Here is a 15,188-nt window from a genome sequence, read left to right on the forward strand (position 1 = left end):
TTGAGGCGGGTTCCAAAATCAAAATCCAAGCGCTTTCAGGCGGTCATAGGCCCGCTCGATCTGGTCACGTGTTGCCTGGCTGGCGCGTTCGCCGCCTGTTTCCTCAAAGGTCGCGCGAAGCATGCTGGACACCGGCTGCCGGCTCCCCGGCTGCGCCAGTGCAATCGCCGGGTTTGGCGCGATGGTGGGGCGGTTTTGTCCGGTGATGACCAGCGGGCTTTGCGGGGCGAAAACCTGTTCATCGGCGATGAGATAGGGCGGGCGCTGCGCGGTGGCCGCCGCTGTCATGGCTGGAGGGGTGAGGGCGGCAATCGAAGTGTTGTCGGTAAAGGCAACGCCTGAATTGACGCGCGCCCGCTCAAGCTTGCCCGAAAGGTGATCCATCACCCCTTGCAAGGAGCGCGGCGATCCATTGCGTTCATAGAAGATCGGCCGGTTGGCCGCTGCTGGCCTGCGGAAAAGGTCTGCGGCGCTTTGCCCCGGGTCCAGGTTCATCGCTTCAAGAAAACGCCCCGCGCCCCCTGCGCCCAGAAAATGCGCCAGATAAAGCTCCGAGTGATCGGGTTGGCGGCCAAGGATCGGGGCAAGATGCGCGCGGTTGTCCTCGGCAAGCCCTGCCGCCATCAGCGAGGCGACCTGCGGATCGTTGCGCATATCGAGAATGGCTTTGCGGGTGCCGGGGTCTGCGACATAGGCGCCGCCGCTGGCTCCTTTGCGGATATGCGCGGAAACATTGCCAAGGCCAAAGCGGTCGCCATGCCGCTGCATGGTCTCAAGCCATGTGCTCTCGATAAACTGATACAGCCCGGTCGCAGAAGAAGTGCGCGCGCGGGCGGCAGGATTCATCGAGCTTTCGACTTGTGCCTGCGCGATCAGATAGCCGAAGTCGATCCCTGTTTGCTGCGCTGCGCTGGCGATTGCACCTTCGACAGAGGTGCGCGCGTTGGAGGCGCTTGCCGCCTGCGCGACCTGACGCCTGGCACCATTGGCACCAGCATTTTCAAAGCTGGTGCGCGCGGCTTCGAACGCGGCTCTCGTGGCGGAAGGATGAAGGGGAGACTGAGGCACGGCTGATGCTCTTCGCTATTTTCCGGTATGGTTAACGACCGGAAGAGTGGAGCAAGCATCGTGCCAGATTGGCGGCTCTAGGCGGGCCTAGGGGCTCTTACTTATGGGCGATCAAGCGGGGCCGGAATGCGCGCTGTAGGCGTGGCGTTTACCGCCGAGCGCTTCGAGTTGGCCGGTCACATTGGCCGCGAGCAGGTTGCGCACGCGGCGATTGACGTCGTTCAACGATTTGGCCGTCTGGGCAAGCGCGCGTGTCTCGTCATCCATGCGGCCCGCGCCGATGTGCGAACCAAGGAAGGCCAGCTCATCACAAAGCCCCTCTTTCTCGCGCGTCACGTCGAGCAATGCGTCTGCCTTCAACGTGGCAAGAGCTTGCCGCTCGGCCTGCAAAACGGCAATCATTTGCCGCAGGCTGGATGCGAGGTCTTGCCGGTCTTCATGTGCTGGGGCAGCGACAGGCTTGCCCGTGATGTGGGTCATTGTTGGCCCTCGAATGTGTATTGGGCCGCGATCATCGCATCGGCGATCTTGGTCGGCACAAGGGGATAGGTTCCATCGCGCAGGGCATTGCGGATTTCCGCCACGCGGTCGGTATCGACCGGCGGGCCGCTTTGCACAGGCGCAGCGACCTCGACGCTCACACCTGCTGCTTTATTCGATCCCGAAGCCGGACCGCCAGAGCTTGGCGCGCCGCCTTCAGGCGCGACCTTTGCCTTGGCGCGGTCCGAACCTGCCATTGGGCTGATGCCCATGATCGATTGCAATTTGTTCATTTCGAAAGAGGACATGATGCGTCTCCCGGTGGATATACGCAGCTATAGACGGTCTTTTGCGGGCGAGTTTAAGCGCGCCTTGCGAAAAAATCTTATCCGACCGGGATGACGGCCAGCCCCGGGCGCTCGATCCGGGCCCGGATGGCCTCGCCGCGGTCCTGTGTGCGCACCGCGATCCAGTCGCCGATACCCCCGTTCTCCATCGCTTCGGCGTTTTGCTGAACGCTAAAGCCGCGCCCACGCACAAGTACGGTGATCGGGTCGCCCCGCACCACGATCCGCGCCGCCTCAGCCGACGGCTTGGCAGGCTTGGTGGAGATAAAGATGCGCCAGCTTTGCGGGCCGGGACACTCCACCTTGACGATGGATTGCGCGCGGCCGTGCCATCCCGTCGCCAGCGGGCCGGCACACGCGGCAAGGCGAAGGCGTCTGTCCGCCGCCACACGCGCGCCGCCGACCTCTCCGATCGGCGCTCCGGTGAATTCGGCGACCGCCTGATCAATTGCAGCCGGGTCGATATAGGCGCTCGTGCCGCTCTCGCGGGCCGATGCCAGCGCGGCAAAAAGCGGCAGGCTGGTGACGACCATTGCGGTCATAATCAGCCGCACTTCGAGGCGTTGCAGTGAAAGTTTGGACGTCATGGCTATTTCTTCCCTTATGGTGAGGACGAAGTGGCAATCATGGGCACATGGGCCCGCAAACCGATCAGCAAACCCATGAGCAAACATTGTGCCAATTCCCATGCGCGGCGAATTCGGACGCTTGCAAAGGTCGCGCCGTGATCAGAGCGGTCCGCGTCACTAGGGGAAAGCCGAGAGGAGGGCCGCATCCCCTCTTTAAACAGAGCGCAATAGGCTGCGGGCATCCAATGGAGATAGCGAGAAGGAAAGTTTGGATGGACGCGTCATTGCCAGCGAGTTTCGGGTCAGATCAATCGGCTGGCGATACCGGTTCAGACTTTGATGAGAGCAGAAACAGGGCGCGCGAAGGGCGAGGCGAATTGATGCAAAGGGTGAGCGAATTCGTCCTCAAGCATGATGTCGCCCTGACCGGATCGAACCTTTCCACCGTCGTTGCCGCGCTATCGGGATCGGACAGTGGCCTTGCCAGAACTTTTGCCGCTCGCGAGATTGCGCAGGAACCCTTTTCCCAAGGCTGGCTTGATGAAATGGCCCGCTCGCGTTCGCGCGAGGATGAGCGCAAGGGTTCGGTCGAGGAGCTGATCGACCGGGTGGAAAGCTCGCTCAACAAATTTGCCGAAACAGCGCAAACCGCAGAGGTGGAAACCAGCGAACACCGCGGGGCCATCGACGCCCAGATCACCCAGCTTGCCGAAAATGCCGTTGCCGCCGGTCCGCAATCGGGGCTTGATCGGCTGGTCGATCTCTCTCGCGTCATGCTTGAGCGGATCGTCCAGATCGAAGAGGCCATGAAGAAAAGCCAGGCCGAAACGGCCACCTTGAAAGAAAACCTCGCAGAAGCGCGCGCAGAGGCCAATGTCGATCATCTGACAAGGCTGCCCAATCGCCGCAGCTTTGAAACCGAGCTGAAACGCGCTGCTGAACTGGCCGATGCCAAGGGAGAGCCGCTCTCTATCGGGTTTTGTGATGTAGACCACTTCAAGAAAATCAACGACACGCATGGGCATGATGCCGGTGACCGTGTTCTGGTGGCTATCGCGCGCACGCTTCAATCCTACGCGGGCAAGCATTGTTTCGCCGCGCGCCATGGCGGTGAGGAGTTCGCGCTTCTCTTTCCCAATGCCGGCCTCGACAAAGCAAAGGCTCGCTTGGACAAGATCCGCATTGATCTGGGCAAGCGCCAGATGATCAACCGCGACACCGGGCAATCCTTTGGCAAGATCACATTCTCCGGCGGTGTCAGCGAAGTCGCAAATCCCGATGATGCACGCCACGCGCTCGCGCGGGCGGATGCGGCGCTTTACAAAGCGAAGGAAGGCGGCCGCGATCAGGTCATCGCCGAATAGGCGATTTGCAAACGGCATCTATCGGACGGGCAAGGGTCGCAACAGGGCGCGGGGAGACTTCGGTTTTCCCTGCGTTTGTGTTTGCGCGACAAACCCTATCGTTCAAGGTCAGGCGCATCATAGGCAAGGCTTGCGTAAACATCGCTTCTCCCGCCTTTGGTGATGACCACCCGAACGGGCACGCCGGTATCTTTCACGCTTTGAGCCAGCCCCCGCGCATCGCGCCAGACCTTCTCGCGATCCGCGTCGGTGTGCTGCGCGATAATCGTCAGGGTCGCGCGCGGGTCCGCTGTCTGTTCGTCGATCCATTCGCGAAGATCGGGACCGCCTTCGACGTGCCGGAACAACGCTTGCGCCGGTGCGACTTGGGGATCACCGGTTGGTCTGGTCGCGGGCCTCCTCTCCTCATCGGAAGACGAGTTCACCAGCGCGGTGAGCGTCACCAGAAAAAGGATGAGCGACAAGTCCGCGAGGATCAGCTGCCACCCGTGAACAGGGCGCAGGATCATGCCACGTCCTTCATACCCGAAACGCTGCTCCGGCTGGCGCGCGAGGGGAAGGAGCGACCGTCGGTCAGCTCGTTTTCGAACCAGTCGAGGAGCATGGTGCGCTCGGTTTCTTCGCGGTCACCCTTGCGCTCGACCGCGCGGGCGAGCGGATAGAACACGAGATGCGCGCTCAGCACCCCGTAAAGCGTTGAGAGCACCGCGCCTGCAACCGAGCGCATAACGGTTTGCGAGGCGCTGGCGCTGAGGTCGGGCATCAATTGGGTGATCGCAAACAAGGTGCCGACAAGGCCGAACACCGGCGCAAGTTCGCCTGCGTTTTCATACACCCTGACCGCCGCGACCGAGTTGATCTCTCGCTTGAGGCGCTGTGCCCTTGCAAGCTTCAACATCGCCTCGATCGAGCCGCTCCAGATATAGGTGTCCAAAAGCTCGCGTGTGGCTGTGTCGGGAGGGTCGACCGGCTGCGCGCCAAGATGGCCGAACCGGTTGATCTCTCCCACCGTGCGGGCGAGCGCTGAACGCGTTGCGTCGGCATCGAACCCCTTGCCCAACAGGCCAATCGCGGCGGGCACAGCGAGTTTGACATCGTGCCAGCCTTGCCGCGCAAGGGTCGCAAGCACGGTTCCCAGCAGCACGATGATCAGCGCATCTGCGTCCAACAGTCTGGCGAAAGGATCGAGCACCGCAATTGTCTCCCGAATGGCGCCGTTCCCTCGCGATAATCGCGCAAGGCGCGCGAAGGGAGGGGCAGGGTGTGGCCAACCCTAGAACGGGCGCGAGGGAGCAGGATTAAGCCCTGCAATCGGGCACAGTCTTGCCGCTTTGCCTGCAAGCGGTTGCCGACAGGGCCACCTTATCGGGCAAATACAGCGAAAAATCGCGGCAATCTTTCGGTTTGGCACGCTTGGTGCAAACTCGCTTGCACACACAACCGCCAACGAGGTGCGCCTGTCATGAGCAAGATGTCATGAGCAAGATGTCATGAGCGAGAGAATTTTTGGAATTCACGGAGCCGCCCTTGAACTGCGTTCGCAGCGCATGGGAGTGATCGCGTCCAATATCGCGAACGCGGCAACGCCGGGATACAAGGCGCGCGATGTCGACTTCGACAAGGCGCTGGAGGCCAAGCTCGCCTCCGGGCAAGGCGCAGCGCCGGGCTTTGGCGAACCCGATCTTCTCTACCGCCGCGCCGTCATGCCCTCGCTCGATGGCAACACCGTCGAACTGGGCCGCGAACAGGTCGCCTTTGCCGAAAACGCGCTCAAATATTCGGCCTCGCTCTCCTTTGTCGAAGGCAAGGTCAACACCATCACCCGCGCGCTTAAGGGCGAGTGAGAAGGGAGATAGATACATGAGCAATCCAACCCTTTTCAGCCTCACCGAAAGCGCCATGTCAGCGCAGCTTGTGCGGATGAACGCGGCGACCTCCAACCTTGCCAATGCAGGGTCGGTCTCGACCACGAAAGAAGAGGCATACCGCCCGATCCGCGCCGTGTTCCAGACCGCGCTTGATGAAGCGAGCGGGGTTTCGACCGTTTCCTCGACCCAGCTTGTGCGCAGCAACGCCAATCCGATCGAACGCTACGATCCGGCCAATGCGCTCGCGAACGAGGATGGCAATGTCTTCGAAGCGCCCATCGATGAGAGCGCCGAAATGATCGAGATCATGGAAAGCGCGCGCCAGTATCAGAACATGGTGCAGGCGCTCCAGACCGCCAAACAGCTGATGCTGGAAACCTTGAGGAGCAAGTGACCATGACCACCATCAACCCTGCGACCGCCGCATCCGCAAGCGATGCGATTGATCGCATCAACGCGCCCGGCTCGATCGAGCGTCAGAGCGCCGTCTCACAATTGGGAGCCGGGGATTTCCTGCGCCTGATGACCGCGCAATTGACCAATCAGGACCCGAGCGAACCACAAAGCAACGAGCAGATGCTCGCTCAGCTTGCGCAGTTCTCCACTCTGGAAAGCCAGACCGCGAGCCAGTCATTGCTGGGCGATATCTCCCGCAAACTCGATGCCCTGATCGAGGCGCAAAGCCGCGCGATCACTGCCGCCTCAACCCCGCCAGCCACAGATATTTAAAAGGACCCAAAGCCATGTCATTTTTCGTTTCCCTAAGCGGCCTTCGCAACGCCAGCACCGACCTTGAGGTCATCTCGAACAACATCGCGAACGCGGAATCGGTGGGCTTTAAAAAGTCCAACGCCCAGTTTGCCGATCTTGTCTCCGGTTCAAGCGCGACCGACCCGCGCAAGACACCGGGCATTGGCGCAACCGTTTCGGCGATCTCACAGGACTTTGCCCTGGGTCAGCTGGAACAGACCGGCCGCGCGCTTGACGTTGCGATCAATGGCGACGGCTTTATCGCCACCAATGACGCAATCTCGGGCGAGGTTAGCTTCACCCGCAACGGCAATCTGCAGCTTGTCGCCAATGGTGAATTGCAGGACGCCTTTGGCAATCCGGTGCAGGGTTTTCCCCTGGATGCGACCGGCACGCCGACCTCTTTCACCCCGAGCGACATCACTGTGCCCACAACCAATGCGGGCGGCGCGGCTCTTTCAAGCGTGGGCATTGATCTGCGCGGTGTACTCTCGGCTGTCTACACCGATGGCTCGGTGGACCCGATCTCCCAAGTTGCGCTCGCGACCTTCCCTTCGACAGGTGGCCTCAACCCGATTGGCCTCACCAAATGGGAAGCGACCGCTGAATCGGGCCCGCCCGAGTTTGGTCAGCCCGGCGTCGGCAATTTTGGCCAGATCCGCAGCGGCTCTCTCGAACGCTCAAACGTTGATCTGGCTGAAGAGATGGTCGCGCTTCTGGGTGCACAAAGGAACTTTCAAGCCAACGCCCGCGCCATCGATACCGCCACTGCCTTCACCCAGACCATTCTGAACCTCCAGCGGTAATCGCGAGATAGGACGCTAGCGCGATGGATCGCCTCATCTACACAGCTTTGACCGGCATGGACGCGGCGATGAACCGCCAGCGTATGACCGCGAACAATCTGGCGAACGCCAACACCCCCGGTTTTCGTCAGGAGCTGTTCTCGGTCACGCCCTCGACCATCAAGGACACCGCAACCGATGCGGCGTCCCTTGAGGCGCGGGCGCCCGCTCGCGGCTGGGTCCGCAACACCGATATGAGCACCGCCAGCGTCACTCCGACCGGGCAACCATTGGATATTGCGGTGAAGGGCAAGGCATTGATCGCCTTTCAGGCGCCCGATGGCGGCGAGATCTATTCACGCCGTGGCGATTTTCGCGTCGCGCCTTCGGGTGTCCTCGAAAACGGCGAGGGCCTTCCCGTGCTGGGCGAAGCGGGCGTGCCGATCACAGTGCCCGCCGGGTTCACGATCAGCATTGCAGATGATGGTTCGGTGCTCGGACGCGATCCGGCAGTGCCCAATGAACCTGCCGCCGCCTTCGACAAGATCAAGCTTGTGTCCGCCGAGGGAAGCCCGCTCGCCAAGGGGGTCGACAGCTTCCTGAAGGTGCCGGGCGGTGGCGCCCTGCCGATCGATCCCACCGCCGGTGTAACGCCCGGCGCGCTTGAACAATCCAACGTCAACACCGCCGAGGTGCTCGTCGAAATGATCGACGCCCAGCGCGCTTTCGAAATGCGTGCGCGCATCATCCAGACCGCAGGCGAGCTCGATGAATCGAGTTCCAGCCTTCTGTCAATGCGTTGATCCCGAACAGCAATCTAAGGAATTATCGTCATGCCTACATCAGCCCTCCACGTCGCGAAAACCGGCCTCGAAGCGCAGGATGCGCGCATGCGGGTGATTGCCAACAACCTTGCCAATATCGGCACCTCGGGCTTCAAACGCGACCGGGTGGATTTCGCAACGCTCGCCTATCAGGAGCAGCGCGTTGCAGGGCAGCAATCGACCAACCAGACCGCCTTTGCGGTGGGCCTCAACCTTGGCACCGGCGTTCATATCCAGGGCACGAGTCGCATCGAAAGCCAGGGTACGCTCAACCTCACGGAAAACACCCTGGACGTCGCAATGGACGGGCCTGGGTTCTTTCAGGTGGAAATCCCGCCCAACGGTCAGATCGGCTACACCCGTGCAGGCAATTTCAGCCTCAATGCGCAAGGCAATATCGTCACCGCGCAAGGGTTCCAGCTCTCGCCACCGATCCAGGTGCCACAAGGCGCAACCAGCATCCAGATCTCGCCCGATGGCACGGTTAGCGCGGCGCAGGACGGGCAGGCCGCACCATTGCAGCTGGGCCAGCTACAGATTGCGAACTTCATCAACCCCGCAGGGCTTCAGGCAATCGGAGACAACTTCCTTGTCGAAACCGCCGCCAGCGGTCCTGCCGATGTAGGGGCGGCAGGCACTTTTGGCCGCGGCAACGTGCGCCAGGGGATGCTTGAGGCTTCCAATGTCAATGTCGTCGAGGAACTTGTCGGCATGATCGAGGCCCAGCGCGCCTACGAAATCAACAGCCGCATGGTGAGCGCCGTCGACGAGATGCTGCGCAACGCCAACCAGACATTGTGAAGGGCTTTATCATGCAGGTTTCCCGAATTGCTATCATCGGCCTTTGCGCGCTTTCCCTGTCCGCCTGTATGTCGGGCGGCTTCAAGAAAGAGCAGGGCTTCTACGCGCCGCCCCCTCCGCCTGTGGCGGCTGCGCCTGTGCCGGGTGCGCAAATGGGATCGAAGGGCGCGATCTATCAGGCGGCCCAAGGCTACGCGCCGCTGGTCGTTGGTAACCGCGCCCGAACGCTTGGCGATATGTTGACGATTGCCCTCATTGAAAGCACCAGCACTTCCAAAAGCACCACAAGTTCAACCGACCGCGATGGCAGCATCGGGCTTGTCCCGCCCACCGCCGGGCCGCTGTCCTTCCTCAACCCCAATTCGATTGCGAGCAGCGGGCAAACCTCCTTTGCCGGCAGCGGCAGTGCGGCGCAGCAAAGCCGGCTTAACGGCATGGTCGCTGTCACGATTTCCGCGATTTACCCCAATGGCACGGCCGAGGTCGTGGGCGAAAAACAGATGGTGCTGAGCCAAGGCGATGAGTGGATCCAGTTCGCCGGCCGCGTCCGCCTTGTCGACATTGATGGCGACAACACCATTCCATCCTCGCGCGTTGCCAATGCGCGGATCATCTACTCGGGCAAGGGCGCCGTTCAACAGGCAAGCCGCCCCGGCTGGCTCCAGCGTTTCTTCAGCGCAATCACTCCGTTCTAACGCCCCCAACGCCCCTCTAACGCAAGGCAAAACCATGCTTATCCTCAGACTTTGCATCACCTTCCTCGCGGCTGTGACCGCGCTTTACCCAAGCGATGCACAAGCCGAACGCATCCGCGATCTGGGCCAGTTCGAGGGGCTGCGGGCAAACCAGTTGACGGGCTATGGTATCGTGGTCGGGCTGCAAGGCACAGGCGATGACAACCTTGAATATGTGCGCGAGGCGATGCGCGGTGTGTCGGGCCGCTTGGGCCTGCAATTGCCGCCCGGGGTCAGCCCCAACCTTCGCAACGCAGCCGCGGTTATCATCACCGCAGAGCTTCCGCCTTTTGCAAAGCCGGGACAGCGCATCGATATCACGGTTTCAACGCTGGGTCAGGCGCGCTCGCTTCGCGGCGGCGCGTTGGTGCTTGCGCCTTTATACGGGGCCGACGGGCAGATTTATGCGATGGCGCAGGGCAATGTCGCGGTGGGCGGGCTTGGTGTTTCGGGCCGCGATGGTTCTCAGGTTTCGGTCAATGTGAACACCGTTGGACGCATCGCCGATGGGGCGACGGTTGAACAGGCGGTCGCAACCGGTTTCGACCGCGAAGGGACGCTGCGCTTCAATCTGCACACCGCCGATTTCCTTACCGCTGCGCGGGTGCGCGATGCGGTGAATGGGATGTATCCCGGCATGGCCAAGGTCGCAGACGGGGTGAGCATCGAGCTTACTCTCCCCTTTGGCGCGGACGAACGCTCCGCCGCTCTGGCTGCGATCGAGATGCTGCCGGTAACGCCTGCGCCGGTCGCCGCCAGGGTCATCGTCAATTCACGCACCGGAACGGTGGTCATCAACGAAGCGGTGAGGCTTAGCCCTGCGGCGATCAGCCACGGCAAGCTTGTGATCCGCATCGAAGAAAGCCCCACGGTGGTCCAACCCGAACCGTTTGCCAATGGCGATACGGCGATCGAGGAGGACACGCAGATCACAATCGAAGAGGCCGAGAGCCGCGTTGCGCTCTTTCCCGGTGCAGCCAATCTCAACGAGATCGTCGATGCGCTGAACCTGCTCGGCGTGCAGGCCTCGGATCTCGTGGTGATCCTTGAAAGCTTGAAGCAGGCAGGCGCACTCCAGGCCGAGATGGTGGTGATATGATCCCCCCGATCAGCGGCGCGACCAACCCCGCCTCAACCGCTGCCGAGCTTTCGCCTGAACGCCTGCAACTGCGCGAAGCAGCGCAAGGGTTCGAGGCGATCATGGTGCGCAAGATGCTCGAGACGGCGCGGACGAGCGTGTGGGCCGAAGACGCGCCTCTTACCGGCGGCGGGATGAAACAGTTCAAGACCATGCGCGATGACCATTTCGCAGATATCGCATCGCAAAGCGGCACCCTAGGGTTTGCACGCAGTATCGAGGAACAGCTTGCTCAATTCGTCCCTGATACTCCCGATGCACCATGAGCACAGACATCCTCAGAATCGGCCAAAGCGGGGCCAGAGCAGCGCGCGCCAGCATTGAGGTGACCGCGCAGAACATCGCCAATGCCTCGAACCCGGATTACGTCCGGCGTTCGTTGCAACTGGAGGAGTTCGTCGCTTCCGCCATCATCGACTATAATCCGAGTGATGCGCTTTCGGGCGTGCGCGTCGGCGCGATCACCCGCCCCGGCAATGAATTCCTGACCGCAAGGGCGCGCGATACCGCCGCCGATGTCGAGCGCGCACAGGCTGATATTGCGGCGCTTCGCGATGCTGAACTCGGCCTTGAACAATCGGGGCTGTTCCGGGGACTTGTCGATTTCGAAGCCTCGCTCACCCTTCTCGAAAGCGATCCAACCGACCCTGCGCTTCGCACCGGCGCAGTGGAAAGCGCGCGGCAATTGGCGGTGACATTCCAGTCTGCGCAAGCCGGCCTCAGCAATGCGCGCGATCTTGCGCAAGGCGCGCTTGAGGCGGGAACGCAGGAGACCAACAATGCGGCGAGAGAGCTTGCCCGCATCAACACCGAACTCACCAAGGTGCGGCAGGGATCGGCCTCCTATTCCAACCTGCTCGACGCGCGCGATGCGGCGCTGCGTGATATATCGGCAGAATTCAGCGTCTCGGTCGAGTTTGACGAAGTCGGCGCTGCGAGCGTTCGGCTGGTCTCCACTCCTGCGCCTTCTGGCGAAGCGGGTCCGGTTCTGGTTGACGGGGTCGCGGCCAATCCCCTGACCGCAACCATCGCCGCCGATGGTACGGCGTCCTTCACGCTCGATGGGTTTGATTTCACACCTGTCAGCGGCGCGCAGGCCGGGCGGGTTTCCGCGCTCAGCGATCTTCGCGAGCGCGCCGACACGCTTGATGCGATCGCGCTGTCCACCATAACGCGCGCCAACAACGCGCAGGCCAATGGCGCTGCGCTTGACGGGTCGCCGGGGCAACCGCTTTTCTCCGGCAGCGATGCAAGCACCATGGCGCTGGCGCTTACCGATGGTGAGGGTCTGGCGCTCGCCCCGCTCGGCTCTCCTGCCGGGAGCAGCGACACCAGCAATCTGCAATCGCTTGTCGCTGCGATTGGCGCAGATGACGGCCCGATTGCCGCAACAGACCGCCTGCTTCTCGCATTGTCGAGCCGTATTTCCGGCCTTGAGACAACGCGCGAAGGGCTTTCCATTATCGCGAACAATGCGTCGGCTGAACTGCTGAATGAAACCGGCGTGGACCTCGATCAGGAAGCGGCGAACCTTATCCGGCTGCAACAATCCTTCGAGGCGAACAGCCGGGTGATGCAGGTCGCAACCGAACTCTTCGACACAATTCTGGGGCTGAACTGATGAGCTTTGTAAGCAATGCCAGCGGCACTTTCTATGATCGCTCTTTGACCCAGCTGTCGGCCTTGCGCGACAATGCGGAAAGCTTCCAGACGCAGATTGCAACAGGTGTGCGTATCCAGCGCGGGTCGGAGGACCCGATTGCCGCCTCGCGCCTGCGCGCTCTCACCCGGCTCGAAGTGCGCGGGGAAACCGAGGAACAAAACGCTGCGCGCCTCCGGCAGGACCTTGAAGAATCCGCCAATCAGATCAGCGGCGTGGTCGACCTGATCCAGCGCGCGCGCGAGCTTGCCGTGCAAGCGGCGAGCGACACGCAAGGAGAGAACGGGCGCAATGCGATTGCCAATGAGCTTGAGCAGCTCGCCGAAGAAATGTTTGCCCGCTCCAACGCCACTTCGATCACTGGCGGGCCGTTGTTTGCTGGAACGGCGGGAGGACCCGCCTTCACCCGCGCTCCCGACGGGACGGTGAGCTTCACCGGCAATAGCGAGGTGGGAACGGTTGCGGTTGCGCCCGGCACCGAGATCGAGCGATCCATCACCGGCGATGGACTGTTCCAGTTCGAGGTCGACGGCACCCCCACCAGCAGCTTTGAAGTGCTGACCAATCTCGCAAATGAACTTCGCTCGGGCACCGATCCAAGCGGCGCAGCGCAGGGCGCGCTTGCCGGCCTCGATGAAGCGTTGAACGCGGCCAATCGCAACCAGACCGTTGTCGGCACACGCGCCGCATGGGTCGAGGCGATCGAGGATGACCAGGCCGTTCGTGCAATCAACATTGCCGAGAAACAATCGGAAATCGGCGACACCAATATCGCCGATGTGATCATTCGCCTGCAGCAAACCCTGACCGCTCTGGAAGCCAGCCAGACCACTTTCACCAGGGTCAGCAATCTTACGCTCTTTAACGCGATCTAACCCTGCCGTTCTCGGTATCTGAGCCGAGACGGGACCGGCGGTCTAGAAGAAGGAAACCTTTCAAGTGTTTGCAGGCATTGGCATAGTCGTCCTCCTCATCATGGTGTTTGGCGGATATACGCTGGCAGGCGGCGCGATGGGGCCGATCCTGAAAGCGCTCCCGCTTGAGATGATGATGATCGGCGGCGCAGCGATCGGGGCAACACTGATCGGCAATTCCATGCACGAGTTAAAGCTTTTGGGCGGCGGTTTCGGCAAGGTCTTCAAGGGGCCACAGTATTCCGATCAGGACCACATTGATGCGATTGCGCTCACCTCCAAGCTGATGAAGCTTCTGCGTTCGGAAGGCGCGGTCGCCCTGGAAGCGCATGTCACCGACCCGTCGACCTCCGCGATTTTCAGTGAATATCCCAAGCTTCAAAGCGATTCGGTTGTCACCAGCATGATCTGCGACCCGCTCACCCTTATGGTCGTCTCCTCGGGCACGCTCGACACCAATGCGGTCGAGGATGTGATCGACAATGCGATCAAGACACAGGCGCACGAACTGGAAGAGCCGCAGCACGCGATCCAGGGGCTTGCGGACGCATTTCCCGCGCTTGGCATCGTTGCGGCGGTTCTGGGCGTGATCAAGACGATGGGTTCGATCAACGAACCGCCGGAAGTTTTGGGCGGGATGATCGGCGGCGCGCTTGTCGGGACGTTCCTCGGGATTTTCCTTGCCTATGGGCTTGCCGGGCCGATGGCGACCCGCGTGAAACAGGTCATCACCCATGACATGCAGATCTATCATTCGATCAAACAGGTGATCGTGGCCAGCCTCCACGGTTATCCGCAGCCGCTCGTGCTTGAAGCGGCGCGTTCCGGCCTTCCGCCTGCGCACCGTCCAAAGCTCACCGACCTGCTCGACATGATGCGCGGCAAGTAAGGGGGTATGCGACATGGCTGAAGAAGCCGCACCTGCTCCAGAGGCGCTTGCCCCGATCATCGTCAAGAAGATCACCATCGAGGAAGGTGGCCACCACGGCGGCGCGTGGAAGGTCGCCTATGCGGACTTTGTTACCGCGATGATGGCGTTCTTTCTGCTCCTCTGGCTGCTCGGCGCGACGGAAGAAAACCAGCGCAAGGGCATAGCCGACTATTTCTCGCCCACCCTTGTCAAAACCCGTCAGCAATCGGCGGGCTCTGCCGAAGGGATGCTGGGCGGAAGCTCGCTCACTGACGTCGACAATTACCCGCACGCGATGGGTCAGACGGGCACGCGCACGATCACTGTGCCCCAGGGGCGTTCTGGCGGTCCAAAGGAAGGCGGGCACGAAGGCGAACTCACTGAAAAACAGCTGGAAAAGATCAAGGAAGAGATCCGCAAGGAGATCATGGAGGAAATCCTTCAGGATGAAGGCATCGCCAAATACGCAAAACAGGTGCGGGTGATGCGCGCGCCCGACGGCGTTCGCATTGACTTGGTCGACGATGCCGACTTCTCGATGTTTTCACTGGGCACCACGATCCTGACGCCAGAAGCGCGCAAGATCATCGAGGTGATCGGCGCAATCGTACAGGAACGCACGCAGCCGTTGATCCTTCGCGGACACACCGACAGCCTGCCTTATCGCGAGGGGGTGCAGGCGAATAACTGGTCGCTCTCCGCAGGGCGTGCAGAGGCCACCCGCCAGCAACTTATCCGAAGCGGAATCGATGAAACCCGCTTTGCCCGGATCGAAGGCGTTGCCGAGACAGAGCCGCTTATCTCCGCCAATCCGGCAGACCCGCGCAACCGGCGGATTTCGCTGCTGCTTCTTGAACAATCCGGCGCCCGCGCTCGCAGCACTGTGGGCCCGCAAAGGGTAGAAGGCCTAGGTGAAAATGCGCAGGAGGCGACTCCCTCGGCGTAAACCACGCGCATTTACCTCTCGTCTTGCCGC

20 protein-coding genes are annotated in these 15,188 nt (G+C 61.6%); 14 read left to right on the top strand and 6 right to left on the bottom strand.

Going from position 1 to position 15,188, the window contains the following annotated elements:
• Positions 1-18 precede the first annotated feature (18 nt).
• The 4 genes from MWU38_RS00495 to MWU38_RS00510 form a co-directional block, all read right to left on the bottom strand.
• Positions 19-1,068 carry a transglycosylase SLT domain-containing protein gene (locus MWU38_RS00495; RefSeq protein WP_247269872.1) on the bottom strand — a complete coding sequence of 350 codons (1,050 nt, stop codon included), beginning with the start codon at positions 1,066-1,068 and terminating at the stop codon, positions 19-21.
• Positions 1,069-1,179: 111 nt separating this feature from the next.
• Entirely contained in the window at positions 1,180-1,548 is a 369-nt protein-coding gene (locus tag MWU38_RS00500) for a flagellar protein FlgN (RefSeq protein ID WP_247269873.1), read from the bottom strand.
• The gene (gene flgM, locus MWU38_RS00505; RefSeq protein WP_247269874.1) at positions 1,545-1,856 is read right to left on the bottom strand and encodes a flagellar biosynthesis anti-sigma factor FlgM; all 312 of its coding nucleotides are present in this window, start codon (positions 1,854-1,856) and stop codon (positions 1,545-1,547) included. The genes MWU38_RS00500 and flgM overlap by 4 nt, the downstream gene beginning before the upstream one ends.
• Before the next feature lie 77 nt (positions 1,857-1,933).
• Positions 1,934-2,482, bottom strand: coding sequence for a flagella basal body P-ring formation protein FlgA (locus MWU38_RS00510; protein ID WP_247269875.1), 549 nt, complete (start codon positions 2,480-2,482; stop codon positions 1,934-1,936).
• A 254-nt stretch (positions 2,483-2,736) separates the two neighbouring features.
• Here MWU38_RS00510 and MWU38_RS00515 point away from each other — a divergent pair, with 254 nt between their 5' ends.
• Positions 2,737-3,828 (top strand): GGDEF domain-containing protein, encoded by a 1,092-nt coding sequence (locus MWU38_RS00515; protein WP_247269876.1) that lies wholly within the window; start codon positions 2,737-2,739, stop codon positions 3,826-3,828.
• Between the two features lie 95 nt (positions 3,829-3,923).
• Here MWU38_RS00515 and MWU38_RS00520 read toward each other — a convergent pair whose 3' ends face one another.
• Entirely contained in the window at positions 3,924-4,337 is a 414-nt protein-coding gene (locus tag MWU38_RS00520) for a hypothetical protein (protein ID WP_247269877.1), read from the bottom strand.
• Complete coding sequence (locus MWU38_RS14970) at positions 4,334-5,020, bottom strand: MotA/TolQ/ExbB proton channel family protein (protein WP_247269878.1); 687 nt, start codon at positions 5,018-5,020, stop codon at positions 4,334-4,336. Before MWU38_RS14970 ends, MWU38_RS00520 begins: the two co-directional genes overlap by 4 nt.
• 298 nt (positions 5,021-5,318) lie before the next feature.
• On the opposite strand from MWU38_RS14970, the gene flgB reads away from it, so the two are divergent.
• The 13 genes from flgB (at position 5,319) to MWU38_RS00590 (ending at position 15,158) form a co-directional block, all read left to right on the top strand.
• Entirely contained in the window at positions 5,319-5,672 is a 354-nt protein-coding gene (gene flgB, locus MWU38_RS00530; protein WP_247269879.1) for a flagellar basal body rod protein FlgB, read from the top strand.
• A gap of 16 nt (positions 5,673-5,688) precedes the next feature.
• Positions 5,689-6,090: a flagellar basal body rod protein FlgC gene (gene flgC / locus MWU38_RS00535; RefSeq protein WP_247269880.1), complete on the top strand. Its 402-nt coding sequence runs from the start codon at positions 5,689-5,691 to the stop codon at positions 6,088-6,090.
• Positions 6,091-6,092: 2 nt separating this feature from the next.
• On the top strand, positions 6,093-6,425 hold the full coding sequence (locus MWU38_RS00540) for a flagellar hook capping FlgD N-terminal domain-containing protein (protein ID WP_247269881.1): 333 nt from the start codon (positions 6,093-6,095) through the stop codon (positions 6,423-6,425).
• Between the two features lie 14 nt (positions 6,426-6,439).
• A complete protein-coding gene (locus tag MWU38_RS00545; protein ID WP_247269882.1) occupies positions 6,440-7,252 on the top strand; it encodes a flagellar hook basal-body protein in 813 nt (270 codons plus the stop codon).
• Positions 7,253-7,275: 23 nt separating this feature from the next.
• Complete coding sequence (flgF, locus tag MWU38_RS00550; protein ID WP_247269883.1) at positions 7,276-8,034, top strand: flagellar basal body rod protein FlgF; 759 nt, start codon at positions 7,276-7,278, stop codon at positions 8,032-8,034.
• Between the two features lie 30 nt (positions 8,035-8,064).
• Complete coding sequence (gene flgG, locus MWU38_RS00555; protein WP_247269884.1) at positions 8,065-8,856, top strand: flagellar basal-body rod protein FlgG; 792 nt, start codon at positions 8,065-8,067, stop codon at positions 8,854-8,856.
• A gap of 11 nt (positions 8,857-8,867) precedes the next feature.
• Positions 8,868-9,551: a flagellar basal body L-ring protein FlgH gene (locus tag MWU38_RS00560; protein WP_247269885.1), complete on the top strand. Its 684-nt coding sequence runs from the start codon at positions 8,868-8,870 to the stop codon at positions 9,549-9,551.
• 34 nt (positions 9,552-9,585) lie between these two features.
• Positions 9,586-10,689 carry a flagellar basal body P-ring protein FlgI gene (locus MWU38_RS00565; protein ID WP_247269886.1) on the top strand — a complete coding sequence of 368 codons (1,104 nt, stop codon included), beginning with the start codon at positions 9,586-9,588 and terminating at the stop codon, positions 10,687-10,689.
• A complete protein-coding gene (locus MWU38_RS00570) occupies positions 10,686-10,994 on the top strand; it encodes a rod-binding protein (RefSeq protein WP_247269887.1) in 309 nt (102 codons plus the stop codon). Before MWU38_RS00565 ends, MWU38_RS00570 begins: the two co-directional genes overlap by 4 nt.
• Positions 10,991-12,349, top strand: a complete 1,359-nt coding sequence (gene flgK, locus MWU38_RS00575; RefSeq protein WP_247269888.1) for a flagellar hook-associated protein FlgK — start codon at positions 10,991-10,993, stop codon at positions 12,347-12,349. Before MWU38_RS00570 ends, flgK begins: the two co-directional genes overlap by 4 nt.
• Positions 12,349-13,263: a hypothetical protein gene (locus tag MWU38_RS00580; protein ID WP_247269889.1), complete on the top strand. Its 915-nt coding sequence runs from the start codon at positions 12,349-12,351 to the stop codon at positions 13,261-13,263. The genes flgK and MWU38_RS00580 overlap by 1 nt, the downstream gene beginning before the upstream one ends.
• Before the next feature lie 64 nt (positions 13,264-13,327).
• Complete coding sequence (gene motA, locus MWU38_RS00585) at positions 13,328-14,191, top strand: flagellar motor stator protein MotA (protein ID WP_247269890.1); 864 nt, start codon at positions 13,328-13,330, stop codon at positions 14,189-14,191.
• Between the two features lie 13 nt (positions 14,192-14,204).
• Positions 14,205-15,158 (top strand): flagellar motor protein MotB, encoded by a 954-nt coding sequence (locus MWU38_RS00590; protein ID WP_247269891.1) that lies wholly within the window; start codon positions 14,205-14,207, stop codon positions 15,156-15,158.
• Positions 15,159-15,188 lie beyond the last annotated feature (30 nt).

It is taken from the genome of Qipengyuania sp. S6317L1 (assembly GCF_023015615.1).
Taxonomy (GTDB): Bacteria; Pseudomonadota; Alphaproteobacteria; order Sphingomonadales; family Sphingomonadaceae; genus Erythrobacter.